General features: G+C 42.7%; 15 protein-coding genes and 1 pseudogene. 12 read left to right on the top strand and 4 right to left on the bottom strand.

All coding sequences use genetic code 11. The features are described from left to right. Positions 1–192: 192 nt before the first annotated feature. The 3 genes from L3D27_RS05915 to L3D27_RS05905 all read left to right on the top strand — a co-directional run bounded on the left by L3D27_RS05915 (position 193) and on the right by L3D27_RS05905 (position 7,847). Positions 193–4,599, top strand: coding sequence for an NAD-glutamate dehydrogenase (locus L3D27_RS05915; RefSeq protein WP_432480611.1), 4,407 nt, complete (start codon positions 193–195; stop codon positions 4,597–4,599). Between the two features lie 197 nt (positions 4,600–4,796). Beyond that, positions 4,797–6,680: a tRNA uridine-5-carboxymethylaminomethyl(34) synthesis enzyme MnmG gene (gene mnmG / locus L3D27_RS05910; RefSeq protein WP_432480610.1), complete on the top strand. Its 1,884-nt coding sequence runs from the start codon at positions 4,797–4,799 to the stop codon at positions 6,678–6,680. Between the two features lie 213 nt (positions 6,681–6,893). Further along, complete coding sequence (locus L3D27_RS05905; RefSeq protein WP_432481882.1) at positions 6,894–7,847, top strand: AEC family transporter; 954 nt, start codon at positions 6,894–6,896, stop codon at positions 7,845–7,847. 102 nt (positions 7,848–7,949) lie between these two features. Here the strand turns inward: L3D27_RS05905 and L3D27_RS05900 are convergent, their stop codons facing one another. Further along, positions 7,950–9,095: a JmjC domain-containing protein gene (locus L3D27_RS05900; RefSeq protein ID WP_432480609.1), complete on the bottom strand. Its 1,146-nt coding sequence runs from the start codon at positions 9,093–9,095 to the stop codon at positions 7,950–7,952. 179 nt (positions 9,096–9,274) lie between these two features. On the opposite strand from L3D27_RS05900, the gene prmB reads away from it, so the two are divergent. The 6 genes and pseudogenes from prmB to L3D27_RS05870 all read left to right on the top strand — a co-directional run. After that, positions 9,275–10,390 (top strand): 50S ribosomal protein L3 N(5)-glutamine methyltransferase, encoded by a 1,116-nt coding sequence (gene prmB, locus L3D27_RS05895; protein ID WP_432480608.1) that lies wholly within the window; start codon positions 9,275–9,277, stop codon positions 10,388–10,390. A gap of 159 nt (positions 10,391–10,549) precedes the next feature. Further along, positions 10,550–11,638, top strand: coding sequence for a chorismate synthase (gene aroC / locus L3D27_RS05890; RefSeq protein WP_432480607.1), 1,089 nt, complete (start codon positions 10,550–10,552; stop codon positions 11,636–11,638). A 14-nt stretch (positions 11,639–11,652) separates the two neighbouring features. Next, a complete protein-coding gene (locus tag L3D27_RS05885; RefSeq protein ID WP_432480606.1) occupies positions 11,653–12,204 on the top strand; it encodes a hypothetical protein in 552 nt (183 codons plus the stop codon). A 34-nt stretch (positions 12,205–12,238) separates the two neighbouring features. Further along, positions 12,239–12,706 (top strand): Cys-tRNA(Pro) deacylase, encoded by a 468-nt coding sequence (ybaK, locus tag L3D27_RS05880; RefSeq protein WP_432480605.1) that lies wholly within the window; start codon positions 12,239–12,241, stop codon positions 12,704–12,706. Between the two features lie 69 nt (positions 12,707–12,775). Further along, on the top strand, positions 12,776–13,360 hold the full coding sequence (locus L3D27_RS05875) for a hypothetical protein (RefSeq protein WP_373628584.1): 585 nt from the start codon (positions 12,776–12,778) through the stop codon (positions 13,358–13,360). Positions 13,361–13,473: 113 nt separating this feature from the next. Further along, positions 13,474–13,881, top strand: a pseudogene (locus tag L3D27_RS05870) (phage minor tail protein L); the annotation flags it as partial. Here L3D27_RS05870 and L3D27_RS05865 read toward each other — a convergent pair. Beyond that, on the bottom strand, positions 13,878–14,081 hold the full coding sequence (locus L3D27_RS05865; RefSeq protein WP_249100407.1) for a hypothetical protein: 204 nt from the start codon (positions 14,079–14,081) through the stop codon (positions 13,878–13,880). The pseudogene L3D27_RS05870 and the gene L3D27_RS05865 overlap by 4 nt on opposite strands. Before the next feature lie 532 nt (positions 14,082–14,613). On the opposite strand from L3D27_RS05865, the gene L3D27_RS05860 reads away from it, so the two are divergent. Next, positions 14,614–15,084, top strand: coding sequence for a hypothetical protein (locus tag L3D27_RS05860; RefSeq protein ID WP_432480604.1), 471 nt, complete (start codon positions 14,614–14,616; stop codon positions 15,082–15,084). Here the strand turns inward: L3D27_RS05860 and L3D27_RS05855 are convergent. Beyond that, entirely contained in the window at positions 15,008–15,232 is a 225-nt protein-coding gene (locus tag L3D27_RS05855; RefSeq protein ID WP_432480603.1) for a hypothetical protein, read from the bottom strand. The two genes, L3D27_RS05860 and L3D27_RS05855, sit on opposite strands and share 77 nt — an antisense overlap. Next, positions 15,229–15,411 (bottom strand): hypothetical protein, encoded by a 183-nt coding sequence (locus tag L3D27_RS05850; RefSeq protein ID WP_432480602.1) that lies wholly within the window; start codon positions 15,409–15,411, stop codon positions 15,229–15,231. Before L3D27_RS05850 ends, L3D27_RS05855 begins: the two co-directional genes overlap by 4 nt. A 249-nt stretch (positions 15,412–15,660) precedes the next feature. Here L3D27_RS05850 and L3D27_RS05845 point away from each other — a divergent pair, with 249 nt between their 5' ends. Next, positions 15,661–16,017, top strand: coding sequence for an HNH endonuclease (locus tag L3D27_RS05845; protein WP_432480601.1), 357 nt, complete (start codon positions 15,661–15,663; stop codon positions 16,015–16,017). An 86-nt stretch (positions 16,018–16,103) separates the two neighbouring features. Continuing rightward, positions 16,104–16,586, top strand: a complete 483-nt coding sequence (locus tag L3D27_RS05840; protein WP_432480600.1) for a phage terminase small subunit P27 family — start codon at positions 16,104–16,106, stop codon at positions 16,584–16,586. The last annotated feature ends 81 nt before the right edge of the window (positions 16,587–16,667 follow it).

The raw sequence follows: 16,667 nt of genomic DNA, 5'->3' as shown, positions 1-16,667 counted from the left end.
ATGACTGATGAATATTTATCAGAAAAATTTTTATAAAAATCATTATTTATAGGTTTTTTTAATAACTAATTAAAAAAAACCCATTTGATTTTGTACTTGTGTTCGGTTAAGGTATTCACGCTAAGTGTATGTGTGTACTGCTGTATACTTACACTGATGATTTTTATCCAACCAACAAAAATGGAATCAACAATGAAAGAACTGATGATCGATGCAGGCCGTATCGCCAACATTACTCGCATCGCCATTGACAAAAGTAGCGAAAATGCTGCACTTTTGACTAAATTTATTGATATTTATTATAAAAAGTTGCATCATGATGTGGCGGCTGATTTTAACGATAATGACCTTGCAGGCATGGCATTGCACCATTTTAGCCAATTAAAACACCACAATGGTACCAGTCCAAGACTGGCAGTCATCAATCCTGTTAGTGATGAACATTATTTCACCAGCAAAAGTAGCGTCATTCAAATGGCGGTATTTGATCGCCCATTTTTGACAGATACCATGCTAATGATGCTTGAGAAAAAAGGCGTTTCGGTCAAACGCATTCATAACAGTTTGGTAAAAGTAGTGCGTGATGAGCTAGGACACATCATTGATATGGTGGAGACGGATGAAAGTGATGCTGGCATCGCTCAGCAGTATTCTTTGTTCCATGCTGAGATTGCTCGTCAAGATGAAGCGGTTTTGGGTGAGATTTATGAGGCACTACTTGGCAAGATTAACACGCTTGATGTCATCGTCTCAGACTGGTCGCAGATGCGTGATAAGTTAAAAAGCATTCGTCAAGAGATGCAAAATGCACCAATTCCAACCGTACATCACTCCAAAGATGAGGTGCTAAGTTTTCTGGACTGGGTGGCGGATAATAACTTTATTTTCATGGGTTTTCGTGAATATCGCTTTGATGAGCTTGGTGATAACGCAGAGTTACACTCAGTAGGTGGTAGTGGCTTGGGTGTGCTAAGAGGTTCATCTGAAGATGCTTTATCACAAAGTTTTCATCGTTTACCCAATGAGCTAAAGCACCTATTAAGCCTACCTCGTGTGCTTTTATTGTCCAAATCTCGCCATGAGTCGCCTGTGCATCGCCCTGTGTATATGGATTTTTTGGGCATTCATAAATATGACGAAAACGGCAGGTTGGTTGGCGAATATCGCTTTGTGGGTTTACTTACCTCACTTGCTTATCAAACCCGTGTCAACAATATTCCGCTGTTGCGTGAAAAGGCGGATCAAATCCTTAAAATGTCAGGCTTGCCAAAAAATAGCCACAGTTATCTAAAACTGGTGCATATTATTAATACGCTCCCCCGTGATGACTTGTTTCAAGCCAACATTGATGAGCTGTATCCGATGGTGCTTTCCATCAGTCAGCTACAAGACAAAAATCGCCTGCGTCTGTTTACTCGTATTGACCATTATCAACGGTTTGTGTCATGTTTGGTGTATATACCACGCTATAAATTTGACACCAAACTTAGAATGAAAATTCAAGAAGTGCTAACCCAAGCGTATGGTGGCGAATCATCGAATTTTACAACAGAGTTTAATGAACTGCACCATGCTCGTGTACACATTCATGTTAGAACCATTCCTGGTCAAGTTAAAACGGTGGACACCAAGGCATTGGAAAGTCAGTTGACTGCACTCATGCAAGATTGGTCTGATGAATATGCACGCATCTTGAGTGATGAGATGGGCGAAAGCAAGGCAAATCAGCTGGCCCATCTATATGGTGAGGCAATTCCTGCCGCCTACAAAGAACGCTATGATGCTAGCACAGCAGTGGCAGATACCAAGCGTCTTTTGGCAATCAATACAGACAATCCAATGTCATGGCGACTATATCAGCCTGTCGGAAAAGGTCTTGATAGATTAACCTTGAAGCTATACGGACAAGGCGAGCCGACCATTTTGTCGCACATTTTGCCAATTCTTGAGAATTTTGGGGTGCTTGTACTAAATGCTCAAACCTTTAAGTTTGGTAATGATGTGGGTGCTTGGCTACAAGAATATGAATTAAAATTGCGTGATGGCATGAGCATTGATCTTGATGTGGTGCGTACGCAGTTTGAAGATAGCTTGCGTGAAATCTGGTTAGGTAATATTGAGTCGGACAGATTAAATGAGCTGATTTTGGTAAGTGGTCTAGATGCTTATGATGTACTTATTTTGCGTGCATTATCTCGTTACATGGTACAGGCAAGAGCTCCATTCTCTAATGACTACATTCACACGGCTTTGGTAAATAATGCTGCGATTAGTGAGCAGTTGGTTCAACTGTTTCATGCTAAGATGTCGCCTGATGTGGTAGAGCGTGACAAGGTGATTTGTGCGGTCAAAGCCCGTATCAAAGAACAGCTTGCTTTGGTGAGTAGTCTTGATGAAGATCGCATCATTCATTGGTTTTTGGACTTGATTGATGCACTGCTTCGCACGAATTATTATCAAGTTGATGAGATGGGTAAGCGTAAAGATAGATTGTCCTTTAAGTTTGCTGCTAGCCAAATCCCACATCTACCCAAGCCTAAGCCAATGTTTGAGATTTATGTGTATTCGCCACGCATTGAGGGTGTGCACTTGCGTGGTGGAAAGGTTGCTCGTGGTGGTCTAAGATGGTCTGATCGTATGGAAGACTATCGCACCGAAGTGCTTGGGTTAGTCAAAGCTCAGATGGTCAAAAATTCGGTGATTGTGCCTGTGGGTTCAAAAGGTGGTTTTGTCTGCAAGGATAGAACCAAAGCGACAAACCGTGAACTGTGGCAGGCAGAAGGTGTGGCGTGCTATCAGACCTTCATTCGTGGCTTGCTTGATTTGACGGATAATTTGGTTGATGGTCAAGTTGTGCCGCCAAGCAATACAGTGCGTCATGATGAGGACGACCCATACTTGGTTGTGGCAGCAGACAAAGGTACGGCAACTTTTTCAGACATTGCCAATGCTTTGTCGGCAGAATATGGCTTTTGGCTACAAGATGCTTTCGCTTCTGGTGGTTCAGCAGGCTACGACCATAAAGGCATGGGCATTACCGCAAGGGGTGCTTGGGAGAGTGTCAAACGCCATTTTAGATTGATGGATAAAGACATTCAAAACCGTGACGAGTTGACCGTTGTGGGCATTGGCGATATGTCAGGCGATGTGTTTGGTAATGGTATGTTATTGTCAGATAATATTCGTCTGCAGGCTGCCTTTAACCATCTGCATATCTTTATTGATCCAAATCCAGATGCCAAAGCGTCCTTTGTTGAACGCCAGCGTTTATTTGAAATGTCTCGTTCGGCATGGACGGATTATGATGCCAGTCTCATCAGTGAGGGTGGTGGTGTGTTTAACCGCACGGACAAAGCCATTGCCATTACGCCACAGATGAAAGAAGCTTTTGATATTAGCGAAGACAGTCTAACGCCAAATGAGCTACTTAATAAACTATTAAAAGCTCCTGTGGATTTGATTTGGAATGGTGGTATTGGTACTTATATTAAAGCGACAGATGAAGAAAATGCTGATGTTGGCGATCGTGCGAATGATGCCATTCGTGTTAATGGTGGTGAAGTGCGTGCCAAAGTGGTTGGCGAGGGTGGCAATTTGGGTTGTACCCAAAAAGGTCGTATTGAATACGCCCAAAATGGTGGTCGTATCTATACGGATGCCATTGATAACTCAGCAGGTGTGAACTGTTCTGATCATGAAGTGAATATTAAGATTCTACTAGGTTCAGTGGTGCAACAAGACGACATGACCATCACACAGCGTAATGTCTTGCTTGAGAGCATGACCGATGAAGTGGCGAAATTGGTACTTCGTCAAAACTACCTGCAACCACAAGCCATTGAGCTATCGGCTCGAGAATCGGCACAAAGATTACCTGAACACCATAGCTTTATGCAATTTTTGGAGCATTTAGGACGCTTGGATCGTAGTATTGAGTATCTACCAACTGATGAGACGGTTGCTGTGCTGAAACAGCAGTCAAAAGGTCTTACCAATCCAGAATTTGCCGTTTTACTTGCTTATGGCAAAATGTGGGTTTATGATGAAATGCTATCAAGCGATTTGACCGATGATGTGTATTTTCTAAATGAACTACAAAAATACTTCCCAAATGCACTAAGTAAACCGTACTTTGATGAGATGGTAAAACATCGTTTGCACCGTGAAATCATTTGTACTTATTTGACCAATGGTTTGGTCAACCGATTGGGCATTGAAGCGGTGTATGACATCTATAGTCAGACCAAGCGTAGCATTGCTGACATTACCCGTGCGTATGCCGTGGTGCGTGATGTTTTTGAGGTACAGTCGCTATGGCAATCGCTTGAAAAGCTAGATAATCAAATATCAGCACAGTTACAACTAGACATGGAGCTTGATCTTCGCAAGTCTTTAAAAGACGCAATGATAACGCTACTTAATGCTCATGCGTCGCTTGATGTGGCACAGCTGACTGGTAAGATTAGTATCAATCGTGATGCCATTGATGCCGCCTATCAAGCAAGGCTAGAACAGCAGGGCGTACCCAGCCAGATAGCTACCATTTTTGCTAGACTGCCTGCGTGGTGCAACGCATTTAAGCCTGATTTGTTGGGTTGATAATAATAAAAAAATCAGAGTCAATTTGGCTCTGATTTTTTATTGCTTTAAAAATCGTCCAAAAAACACAAAAACGGTAAAATATTGCACAGCTTACAACCATTTTATGATAAAAATTGACTGGCTTGATATTACAGTATAGTAAAAATATGCTAGAATAATAAGTTTTTAAATTAAACAAACAATAAAGATTTATTATGAGCTTTTTAACCAAAACATTTGATGTCATCGTTATTGGTGGTGGGCATGCAGGTACAGAGGCGAGTCTTGCAGCTGCTCGTATGGGGGCAGATACACTGCTGATTACGCATAATATTGAGACGCTTGGGCAGATGAGTTGCAACCCTGCTATCGGCGGTATTGGCAAATCACATTTGGTGCGAGAAGTGGACGCATTGGGCGGGGTGATGGCACTGGCAACCGACCATTCAGGCATTCAGTTTCGAGTGCTAAATAGCCGAAAAGGGGCGGCGGTTCGAGCCACACGAGCTCAAGCAGACCGTTTGTTATATAAGGCATTTGTCCGTCACATTCTTGAAAACCAGCAAAACCTTACGATTTTTCAGCAACCTGTTGATGACATCATTGTGGAAAATGGGCGTGCCGTGGCAGTGGCTACAGCCACAGGCATTTGCCTAAACACCCGCTCGGTAGTACTGACATCAGGGACTTTTTTAGGTGGTGTGATTCATGTTGGATTGGATCATCAAAGTGGCGGTCGGGCAGGTGATATGCCATCTGTTCGTTTGGCGGACCGTTTGCGTGAGTTAAAATTACCTGTTGGACGACTAAAAACAGGCACGCCAGCTAGGATTGATGCACGCACGGTGGATTTTTCTGTGATGACCATACAGGAGGGAGATACGCCTTTGCCTGTGATGAGTTATATGGGTGATGTGTCTATGCACCCACGCCAAATCCCTTGCTATATCACGCATACCAACGCAAAAACCCATGATATTATCCGCAACAATCTTGATAGAAGTCCGATGTTTAGCGGTAAGATTGAAGGTGTTGGTCCTAGATATTGCCCAAGTATTGAGGATAAGATTCATCGTTTTGCTGACAAAGACAGTCATCAAATTTTCATTGAGCCTGAGGGCTTGACCACGCATGAATTGTACCCCAATGGCATTTCCACAAGTTTACCTTTTGATGTACAGGTTGAATTTATTCATACAATGCGTGGGCTTGAAAATGCTCACATCACACGCCCTGGCTATGCCATTGAGTATGATTATTTTGACCCACAAGCCCTAAAGCCCACACTAGAAACCAAAGCCATTGAGCATCTGTATTTTGCAGGACAAATTAACGGAACAACAGGCTATGAAGAGGCAGCGGCTCAAGGGCTTTTGGCTGGCTTGAATGCTGCTTTGCAGGCACAAGAGCGTAAGGCTTGGACACCACAACGCCATGAGTCTTATTTGGGTGTATTGGTGGACGACCTAATTACGCACGGTACTAAAGAGCCATACCGTATGTTTACTAGCCGTGCCGAACACCGATTGCTTTTGCGTGAGGATAATGCAGACGCTCGTTTGACCGCCATTGGGCGAGAATTAGGCTTGGTGGATGATGAACGCTGGGCTAAATTTAATCAAAAAATGGAAATGATAGCAAGCGAAACCGCACGCCTAAAAGACATTTGGGCGACGCCAAACAATGCCATTGGCAAAGCGTTTATGGATAATACAGGCGAGATTTTAACCAAAGAAAACAATCTGCTTGATTTATTAAAACGCCCTAATGTGAGTTTTGCTGACATCGCCCAAGTAGCGGACAGCCAAGTTAGTAGCGAAGCTGGTGAACAGATTGAAATTAGTGTGAAATATCAAGGCTATATTGATCGCCAAAATGAGGAAATTGAGCAGATGAAACGCCTTGAAAATACGCCACTATCTCTTGATTTTGATTATACCCAAGTTTCTGGTTTATCCAACGAAATTGTACAAAAACTCTCACACATACGCCCATCTACCTTAGGGCAGGCAAGCCGAATCAGTGGTGTTACGCCTGCAGCGGTGAGTTTACTTGCGATGACGGTTAAGAAGTTAAAAAAGGCGGAGAAGTTGGTGTAGTAGAAGGTTTGATGAATAAAATACGCACTACTTAGGCTTGCCATAAAAAGTGTGCGATATGCCTGTAGAGTTTAGCCGTCCCATAAAAGAAAAATCAGCGATGATTGAGTTGATGATTTTAATATCTTTTTTAAAAGCGGTTTTTAAAAAACAACGGCAGGATTTTAAATATTCTGCCTAACCAAAAAGTAAACAGCGATGAATGTTCAAGAAATCTTCCAAGCCATAAGTTTTGCCTTTATGATTGTCTTTCCAAACCTAGCTCTTATGGGGCTGGGTTTTTATATGAAAAAGACGGATAAAATCAATCCTAATTTTATTGATACTGCTTCCAACATCGTTTTTAAGTTTGGCTTGCCGTGCTTGCTATTTTTTAGCGTGATTAAAAGTGAAGTTAATTATGCCGAGCAATTGCCACTTATTATCGCAGGGTTTATCACAACCTTTGTGTTATTTTTTGGGGCGGAAATCTACGCCAAATTTTTTGTCAGCGATGTTCGTGATAAAGGCGTGTTTGTACAGGGGGTGTTTCGCTCTAATATGGCGATTATCGCCCTGTCGGTGGCGACCAATGCTTATGGCGTGGTGGGAACGAGTGTGGGGGCGATGTATATGGGGATTCTTACGATTCTTTATAATATATTATCGGTCATTACTTTATCACGCACAAGCCAAAATACCAACTTTAAATCACAAAGCATCAATGTCATCAAAAAAATCTTTACCAATCCGCTCATCATTGCGTTGGTGTCCGCTTTTGTTTATAAAATAGCCAATCTGCCCTTACCACCTACACCCATTGCCAAAACAGGTGAGCTGCTTTCAAACATTGCTCTGCCACTTGCCCTTATCTGTGCAGGGGCGACTTTAGAGATTAAATCCATGTTGGGTTTGTCTTGCTTATCTATGCAGGCGAGTATTGGTCGGATTGTCATTGCTCCATTGTTGGCAGTGTTGGTGGGTATTTTATTAAAATTGTCTCCTGTGCAATTTGGTGTGCTGTTTGTCATGGTGGCAAGCCCTGCGGCAGCGGCAAGCTATGTGATGGCAAAAGCAATGGGTGGTAATGATGTCTTGGCGGCGAATATTTTGGCGTTTACTACTGTGGTTAGCATGATAGGCATGGCAGTGGGTATGGCGTGGCTTCGGATTTTGGCTTTGGTATAGTGATGAGTGGGGTATAAAAAATGAGCCGAAGTTGGCTCATTTTTGTTGGATATGGACTTATAAACATACTTGCAAAAGTACTTGCCATGCCATTGTCAAACTTTAAATCAAAATCAGCCAATTGTCATTTAGCCAATTTGTACAGCTTGCCAACAGTTGATCATTCAAATCATCAAAGATGATTGCTTCATTATTGGTAAACCGCTCAATGAGTATTAACTCTTGGTCATTAAAACAAATATGCTCGCCGTTGATGTACCAGTCATTATTTTGTAATACAAAACGGCACGCAGGATTGATCATCAAGCACTCGCCATTGTGTAGTCGCTTAGCAAGTTCATTAGGGCTTAATTCATCATCAAAAGAAATCAGATCGTACCCTCGCTTACTAACCAGCTCACTGATTGCTTGAGTTAAGATGGCGTTGCCTTGATCGGAATTTAGTAGGTTAATCAGCTCATCTTTGATGGCGTTGATGCTATCATTGGATAATTCATGAGGGCTGTTTTGCACATTTTGGGGCAAAACCAGCGGAGAAAACAGGGCGTGTTCACCAGTGGCGACATCAGCGATTTCATCTAGGATTTGCACCATGTTTGGGCGGCGAAAACCAAACGAAAAAGTCAGGCAGTCATCAATCGCAACACCATAATGACTAAGGCGTGGCGGCACATATAAAACATCGCCAGCTTCTAAGATTTCGTCAAAAATGATTTCTCCCATGCCATCAAGCAGGCGAATGGGCTGACCTTCGATGAATGGTGTGTCACTATCACACATTTTACCCAGTTGCCAACGGCGTTTGCCGTAGCCTTGTGCCAAAAACACATCATATTCGTCATAATGCTCGCCTACGCTACCGCCAGCTTGAGCAACTGATACCATGATGTCATCTTGTTGCCATCTTGGAATAAAATCAAAGGCCTGCCAAAGTTCACCAAGCTCAGGCGACCATTGTTCTAGGTTTTGTACCAAGACCGTCCAGAGTTTGGGTGTGTTTTGCAAATCCTGCTCGTTTAGGGGCGAATTTTTGAGTGTCCATACTGTTGGGTTGTTGTCTTGCTGGGTGATGAGACGAGCTGATACACCGTCTTCTGTTGCCAAGTCTAGTACATCGGTTGGCTCAAACATACCGACTAACGCAGGTAGACCGTTTTTAATCAGCAAAGGTTTTTTTTGCCAGTATTCTTGCAGGAAAATCTCTGGCGTGATATCGGTAGGAAGGCAAAAGGGTAGTTTATCGCTCATAATGTCATTTCTTTGGTTAAAACAATGGGCTATTTTAGCAATTTTTAACCAAAAAAACCATGTAAATGGCTAAAAACTTATTGATTGATTTTTTAGGTGATGTGCAAAAACTGGTTTAAAAAAAATAAAATTTTCTTTATAATGGCAATTTAGTTTCTACCTATTAAAAAGGCAATAGCATGTCGGATACCACCTATAAACACGATGAATTTTATGACGAATACGAGCAAGAGTTTGACTTGGAAGATGGTAAATTAAACCAAGCACAGATAGATGCGTTGTATGCGAAACTTGATGAAGCAGGGCGTAATCTGCGTAGCATTCGTGATTTTATCCGTTTTTGTGTGAGCAAACTGCGTGAATATGATGTGGTGGTGGCACAGGGGACAACTGATGAATTTGCTGAAAGTTCTGCGATTGTGCTACATACTCTTAATCTGGATTGGGAGGCAAACCCTGAAATTCTTGATTGCCGACTAACTGACGGCGAAAAACAGGCAGTACTAGATTTATTAGGTCGCCGTATTACTGAGCGTAAACCCTTGTCTTATCTCATCAATTTGGCGTACTTTTGCAATTTGCCTTTTTATGTGGACGAGAGAGTGCTTATTCCTCGTTCACCCATTGCCGAGCTGATCAGTCAGCAGTTTTATCCTTATTTTGATGTGGACAATGTGGGCAAAAGCAAGTTTTTCTTACACGGATTACAAGAGTTGCAGTTATCACCCCCTGAGCGAATTTTAGATTTGTGTACAGGTTCTGGTTGTATTGCCATTGCTTTGGCAGTAGCTTTTCCTGATGCGAATGTCGATGGGGCAGACATTGATAAAGACGCATTGGAAGTGGCATGGACGAATGTAGAGCATCATAATCTAGAGCATCAGGTGAATTTACTCCAAAGCGATTTATTTGAAAAAATCCCTGCTGAGAATCAATACGAACTGATTGTTACCAACCCACCTTATGTTGATGCTGAGGATATGGCGGAATTACCGCCAGAGTTTCTACATGAGCCAGAACACGCTTTGGCAGCAGGACAAGATGGCTTGGATTTGGTGCATCAAATTCTCTATCATGCCCCAGACTACTTAACCCGTGATGGACTGCTGGTTTGTGAGGTGGGCAATAGTGAATGGCATCTACGACAGGCTTATCCTGAGATTCAGTTTGATTGGTTGACTTTCCAAAAAGGTGGTAATGGGGTATTTGCGATTACTTGTGAGGAGCTTTTGGAGTATCAAGAGGAATTTGCAAGACAGGTTGAGAGAGTAAAAGGCGAATCGTGGCTGAAATAACACAGGTAGCCATCATTTAGCAACTTAGCAACCAAATTTTTATGAGATAAAAGGTAAGTCTGTTTAGCGATACGCCTTTTATAAATAACGGCGTAATGAAAATAACAAAGACAAGTGGTTATCTTGCCACTTTGTTTTAAATCATTTAGAGGGGGTAATATGTCAGGTAATACCATAGGGCAACTTTTTAGTGTAACCACTTGTGGCGAGTCGCATGGTGTGGGACTTATGGCAATCGTGGACGGTGTACCGCCTAATTTACCCTTGTGTGAAGAAGATTTGCAAGCCGAGCTTGATCGCCGAAAACCTGGCACATCTAAATTCGCCACCCAACGAAAAGAAGACGATAAAGTAGAGATTATCTCTGGGGTATTTGAGGGGCGAACCACAGGCACACCGATTGGACTGTTAATCCGCAATACCGACCAAAAATCCAAAGATTATGGCAATATCGCCAAGACCTTTCGTCCTAATCATGCCGATTACACCTACACGATGAAATACGGTTTTCGGGATTATCGAGGTGGTGGTCGTTCTTCCGCTCGTGAAACCGCCATGCGTGTGGCAGCAGGAGCGATTGCTAAAAAGTATTTAAAAGAGCGTTTGGGCATTATTATTCGTGGTCATGTTACGCAGATTGGCACCGAAAAAGCAGAAAAGCTAGATTGGGATATTGTCAACCAAAACCCGTTTTTTTGTGGAGATAGTGATGCTATACCCAGATTTGAAAAACTGATTATCTCACTTCGTGAGCAAGGCACAAGCTGTGGGGCGAGGCTAGAGATTCTTGCTCATAATGTTCCTGTTGGTTTGGGAGAGCCAATCTTTGATCGTTTAGATGCCGATATTGCCCATGCAATGATGTCTATCAATGCTGTTAAGGGTGTGGAAATTGGTGATGGCTTTGGTGTGATTGAGCAGTTTGGCCATGACAGTCGAGATGAACTCACCCCTGATGGCTTTTGTGCCAATCACGCAGGCGGGATTTTAGGCGGTATTAGTAGTGGGCAGACCATCCGTGTCGCCATTGCTCTAAAACCAACCGCCAGTATCACAACCGCAGGCAGGACGATTGACCTAGACGGTCAGGCAACTGATGTCATTACTAAAGGTCGTCATGACCCTTGCGTGGGTGTGCGAGCAACTCCTATTGCTGAAGCCATGCTTGCCATTGTTCTGCTTGATCATTACCTGCGTCATCGTAGCCAAAATGCCGATGTTGCTTATCCATTAAGACCGATTGAGTGAGTGCTTGGTGTGATATGTTTTTTGACATAAAACTGATTTTTAAAGCCTTGAGTTTGCCACTACTGTTTGTTGGTCAGTTAAGTATTGCCAACGAATCAATGTTGATGGACTGGTACAAAATGATTACCCCTAATTATGCTCAATTCCAACAATTGTATGGTTCGGATTTGGACAATATGGTGTTTTCACAGACTTTTCGCCCCAGTAGCGAGCAACAATTTTCAGATGAACGACTTAGTTCACAAAAAATACAGCTTGGGGCGAAATTGTCCGAAGGGGCCTATTATCATTGTATGGTTTGGGGATATCATCGATTAAGCCTAATGTATGATGACCTAGATGATATTTCTGATCATATTTTACAATTATGCCAAGATCACGAAGATGTTTATGGTATTTATAATATCTTATTGGCTTCAGACCATTACGGCTTTTTCATGACTGAGAAAAAAGCATGGCAACGCATCATAGAAAATCGAGCAAACGGTACTCATGATAATAGCGACTTTCACAAAGCTGTACGCCAAAGAATTCATCAGCTCAACCAAGATTCACCCACTCATTAACCCTAACTATCCTTATTAGCAAGCGATATAAGCAATGACACCTGCCATAACTTTATTAAAAAGGGCTAAAGCTGAGTTTAGTATTCATGAATACGACCACGACCCAAGCAATACTAATTTTGGGCAAGAGGCGTGCGAAAAACTAGGTTTGGCTGATATCGAAGTTTTTAAAACTTTACTGGCAACAGATGGCAAGAGTTATTTTGTGGCAGTATTGCCTGTGGCATATCAGCTAAATCTGGGAAAATTTGCCAAAGCAGTGGGTGTTAAGAAACTAAGAATGGCGGATATTGCCAGTGCTGAGCGTATCACAGGCTATCTGGTTGGCGGTATCAGTCCTATCGCTCAAAAGAAACAACTGCCTAGTGTGATAGACCGCACCGCCCAAAGCCTAGATAAAATGTATGTTAGTGGTGGACGGCGTGGGCTTGATGTGGGAATGATTCCTGCTCATCTTGCTAAGGTGCTTGGAGCAAGTTTTGTGGATATTATTGATGACTGATAAGGTCTTGGTTTGGATAAAAAGTCTATCATAAATTATGTTATAATGCTATTGTATGGCATTTGACTGATGCACCAAGTTCTTGTGGGTTGTCAGACATTATGGTCAATGGACGCAAGTAGGGTTTATGATGGTATGGTATTTGTGAACATGAAAAAAAGATGGGTGAAACAGCCGACCGCATGGATCTTTGCGTTATCGGCATTGCTGTATGGGTGTAAGCTAGACGAACAGCCACTTGAAATTACCCCAAGTCATACAGATCAAGACGCTAGCGAAAGGGTGAGTGTTGGCATAAAGCAGTTGCCAAGTGCCACTCCGCTAAATAGGCGTACAAAAGCACAAGATGAATGCCCAAGATTGGTGCAAAAACGCATTGATAATACGGTTATTTCTCGCAAAGACAGTATTTTGAGTAGTACTTGCGATTATTTTATTTATCCTGCTATTGGTGATGTGGTCAGTGTGGCGGTGTCTGATCGTCGTTTGAAGCCGTATCTAAATACCCCTTATTATCACGATTTTGCCAATGGCGATTATCAAGTGGTGGCGAACGGTCGCCATGTCATTCGTTTGGAATATGACGCATTTGAGCGTCAGCCTGCGGTGATGGATTATGTCATCACGGTTGAGGTCAAACCATCAGAGCATTAAACCGAACAAAGGTTGCGACAGTCTTTGTCTGGTTTTATAATCTAGTCATGATATGCAACCATTTGTGGATGGCATGATTACCGTTGGAGCAGTAACCGCACCCAAAAAAGATGAGCTTATGCCTAAAGTTTAGTGATTTTGTAGGGGCTAAATTAAAAGTCATTCACACATTAGCATAATATCTGACCAGTGCCGATGAACAAAACTTTAAAATCCAAAACTGGTACATTGAACAAAAAACAAGCCAGACCAATGCCACCACCTTTGAATTATCCAACCCTGTGGACTTTGAAGGATTAACAATCCCTGTTCGCAACATTACCAGCTACTGCCATTGGGCGGTGTGTGGTCGTTATCGTGGCGAAGAATGTGGTTATCTTGGCACGGCAAGATTTACCAATGACGGCAAGCCCACCGACAATCCAGAGCTGGACAGGTGTGGTGGGCGTTTATCTGATTGTAAATTAAGAGACAATGAACAACGATTTGGCGGTTTTCCTGCCAGTAGTTTGGTGGGTTAGTCAAGCGTTTTGGCATACTCAACCAAAGCGGTTTTGATTGCCATTGCCTTTGAGCATCCCTTGCGTGCTACAATGCTCTCAAGGGCTGCTAGGACTTCTGGCTCGGTATGACTGATGACAAGTCCGATGCGTGCCAATGACTTATCAAAATAGTTAGCGGTTGCTTTTTTGCGTGCTTGTGGGCTTGCTTTATCTGCCATAAAAAATCCTTGATTTTTATAAAAATGGTGCTATGATAATGGGTAAGGAATGTGCTAAGTAGGACGGCTATCCCACTTAGCACCCAGTTTGTTAGTTGGTAGCTAACTCACTGGCTTATTGCTTACCAAGCATTTATGCTAATAAGTAGTAAGACAATAAGGACGATGATTTGGATTAACTTGTACATCGTTCTTTTCCTTATTTATCACTAGGCTTGTCCTACCCAATCAACACCCCTTGTGTTGATGGAATATATTGTATTACAATATACAAATAAAGCCAAGTAATTTCTGCGTTTTTTCGCAAAATTATTTGGCTTTTTTATTTTATAGGCCATTGAATTATAAACACATATTCAGCCGTCCAAGTGCAACTTGGGCGGTTTTTTATGGGTGCAAAATGAGACAACTAAAATAAAAACTGCTTAGTTGGGCGGTTTTTTTAATGATTGGATTTCGGTTAGGATTTGGGTTAGTTTTTGCTCAATGCTATTAGGTGGAGCAATCCCTATCGGAGTGATGATTTAGGCTTTTGGCTTTTGATTTTTTAAACCACTTTTTAGACACACCAAACAAGGTTGTTGTAACCATTGGTATTGATGATGATAAGGCAAGAAGCCTTGCTCAAAACCGCCTTTACTGGAAATGGTTGCACCAGTTAAAACAGCAAACAGGGCAAGATTTGCATTTGTATTTTAAACGGCTATTTTTGAGTAAGATTTATGCACGAGATGACGGCGATTTTGCCCAAATGGTAGGGAGTGTCGCACAGTGCAAAGGCTTACTTGACGATTGGCAGTATGAGAATTTAGCAAACAATGTCATTAAAAACATCAGTACAACAAAAGCGAGTGTAAAACAAATGAGTGAGTATCTAAACAAAATTGAGATTTGGGCGTTTGGCCAAGGGCTAACTTTAACCATGCCTAGTGAGTTGGAGTGGTTGTGGCTGCCAAACACTCAATGGCAAATTGCACAGTATAAGGCATGGGGCGGTAATTAGGGTCATCGGTCTTGACAAGATAATAACGCATTACCCGCTCGGATATGCCCAAAAGATGAGCGGTTTTGCGTTGGGATAGCCCTGCTTTGTCAAGCAAGGCTCTGATGTAGGTAGGGTCTGGGTTGTGGTGGGCAAGATTGGGTTTCATTTGACAAGTGCAACCACAATGGCAACAGAAGCTAGAATAATTGCAAGCCAAAGGTTCCATTTGGCATCTTTTTGGATTTTTTGAGCTTCGGCTTGTAGCTTTAAGGTGGTTGCTCTAAGTTGTTCAGCTTCCATGGTAAGGCGTGCGGTTTCGGCATGGATTTTGTTGATTTCTGCCATTTTTAGCTCCTTGTCAAGGTTGGTCGTCTCATCGCTCCTAGGCGGTTTGGGTTGCCTAAGCGGTATTGCTTGGCTATGTAGTATATTATAGGAATATTGTGCCTAACTGTCAAATTATCAATAAAAAACCCTTGATTTTGGAAACGCTAAGGGGTAAAATCATGCCATAATTGAAAAAAGCTATAACCGAAAGGTTGTGGCTTTTTTGTTTTTAGCCCCTTGCAGGGGTTTTTTGTTGTGGGGGTAGCAATGCCAAAAACACCTTGCCGAGCCATTGGTTGCCCCGCCCTTGTCAGCCGTGCGGACAAAGGTTTTTGCAACGACCACGCCCACCACAGGCACGGTTGGCACAAGAGTCAGAAAGGTCGCACCGCATCCGAGCGTGGCTATGGGCAGGCGTGGAGAAAACTTCGCAAGCAAGTCATGCAACAAGATGGTTATATCTGCCAAGTTTGCCAGCATTCAGGCAGGTACACACCTGCCACCGAAGTGGACCATATTGTCAGTAAGGCACAAGGCGGTACAGACGACTTAACAAACCTACAAGCCATCTGCCATGCCTGTCACCAAATAAAAACGAAGGCAGAGAGATATGGGGGTGGGTAAAAAGTTCACGGCATCAAGCGGTATGACCGACCCCCTGCTAAAATTTTTACGACCGCAAAATTAAAAGTTTAGGGGGTAGGGCAAGAATGGGCGGAATTGCGACAGTTGCAGGGCGTGGGCGAAAACCTAAGCCAACAAAGTTGAAAGAGTTAAACGGCAATGCTGGTAAGCGTGCATTAAATAAAAATGAACCCAAGTTTGGTGCGATAACCAACATTGAGCCGCCTGAGTGGTTGCCACCGTTGGCATTTGAGATGTGGCGACTTGTCATGCCAGAGCTATTGAGCAATAAGGTTTTGACGATTGCAGATGTACACAATATTGAGTGCTTTTGTGTTGCTTATGCAAGATGGCGAGAAGCACAAGAGCACATAAAATACAACGGCATTGTCATCACGAATGAAGAAACTGGCTCGATGGCAAAAAACCCTGCGGTTACTGTGATGAATGAGACAGCTCGTCAATTGGTGCAGTTCGGTTCGCTATTAGGGCTTGATCCGAGTAGTAGAGCAAGATTAACAGGTGGGGCAAAGCAAGAAAATGTAAGCAATCCATTTGCGGATTTGTGATTTGGTTATTACTAACTAAATTTTCTTAAAATCTTAAATACCCTGCAAGCGTGCTTGTAGGGTATTTGGCGTATCAAAAAT

The sequence above is a fragment of the Moraxella sp. ZY200743 genome, assembly GCF_050885545.1.
Lineage (GTDB): Bacteria > Pseudomonadota > Gammaproteobacteria > Pseudomonadales > Moraxellaceae > Moraxella > Moraxella haemolytica.
The sequence above is the reverse complement of the archived record's forward strand: the minus strand, read 5'-3'. Positions and strand labels throughout refer to the sequence as shown.

Bases quoted from the DNA above. Each gene is read 5' to 3' on its own strand.
- L3D27_RS05915 (WP_432480611.1), top strand. From the start codon at position 193: ATGAAAGAACTGATGATCGATGCAGGCCGTATCGCCAACATTACTCGC.
- mnmG (WP_432480610.1), top strand. From the start codon at position 4,797: ATGAGCTTTTTAACCAAAACATTTGATGTCATCGTTATTGGTGGTGGG.
- L3D27_RS05900 (WP_432480609.1), bottom strand. From the start codon at position 9,095: ATGAGCGATAAACTACCCTTTTGCCTTCCTACCGATATCACGCCAGAG.
- prmB (WP_432480608.1), top strand. From the start codon at position 9,275: ATGTCGGATACCACCTATAAACACGATGAATTTTATGACGAATACGAG.
- aroC (WP_432480607.1), top strand. From the start codon at position 10,550: ATGTCAGGTAATACCATAGGGCAACTTTTTAGTGTAACCACTTGTGGC.
- L3D27_RS05885 (WP_432480606.1), top strand. From the start codon at position 11,653: ATGTTTTTTGACATAAAACTGATTTTTAAAGCCTTGAGTTTGCCACTA.
- ybaK (WP_432480605.1), top strand. From the start codon at position 12,239: ATGACACCTGCCATAACTTTATTAAAAAGGGCTAAAGCTGAGTTTAGT.
- L3D27_RS05875 (WP_373628584.1), top strand. From the start codon at position 12,776: ATGCACCAAGTTCTTGTGGGTTGTCAGACATTATGGTCAATGGACGCA.
- L3D27_RS05865 (WP_249100407.1), bottom strand. From the start codon at position 14,081: ATGGCAGATAAAGCAAGCCCACAAGCACGCAAAAAAGCAACCGCTAAC.
- L3D27_RS05855 (WP_432480603.1), bottom strand. From the start codon at position 15,232: ATGAAACCCAATCTTGCCCACCACAACCCAGACCCTACCTACATCAGA.
- L3D27_RS05850 (WP_432480602.1), bottom strand. From the start codon at position 15,411: ATGGCAGAAATCAACAAAATCCATGCCGAAACCGCACGCCTTACCATG.
- L3D27_RS05845 (WP_432480601.1), top strand. From the start codon at position 15,661: ATGCCAAAAACACCTTGCCGAGCCATTGGTTGCCCCGCCCTTGTCAGC.
- L3D27_RS05840 (WP_432480600.1), top strand. From the start codon at position 16,104: ATGGGCGGAATTGCGACAGTTGCAGGGCGTGGGCGAAAACCTAAGCCA.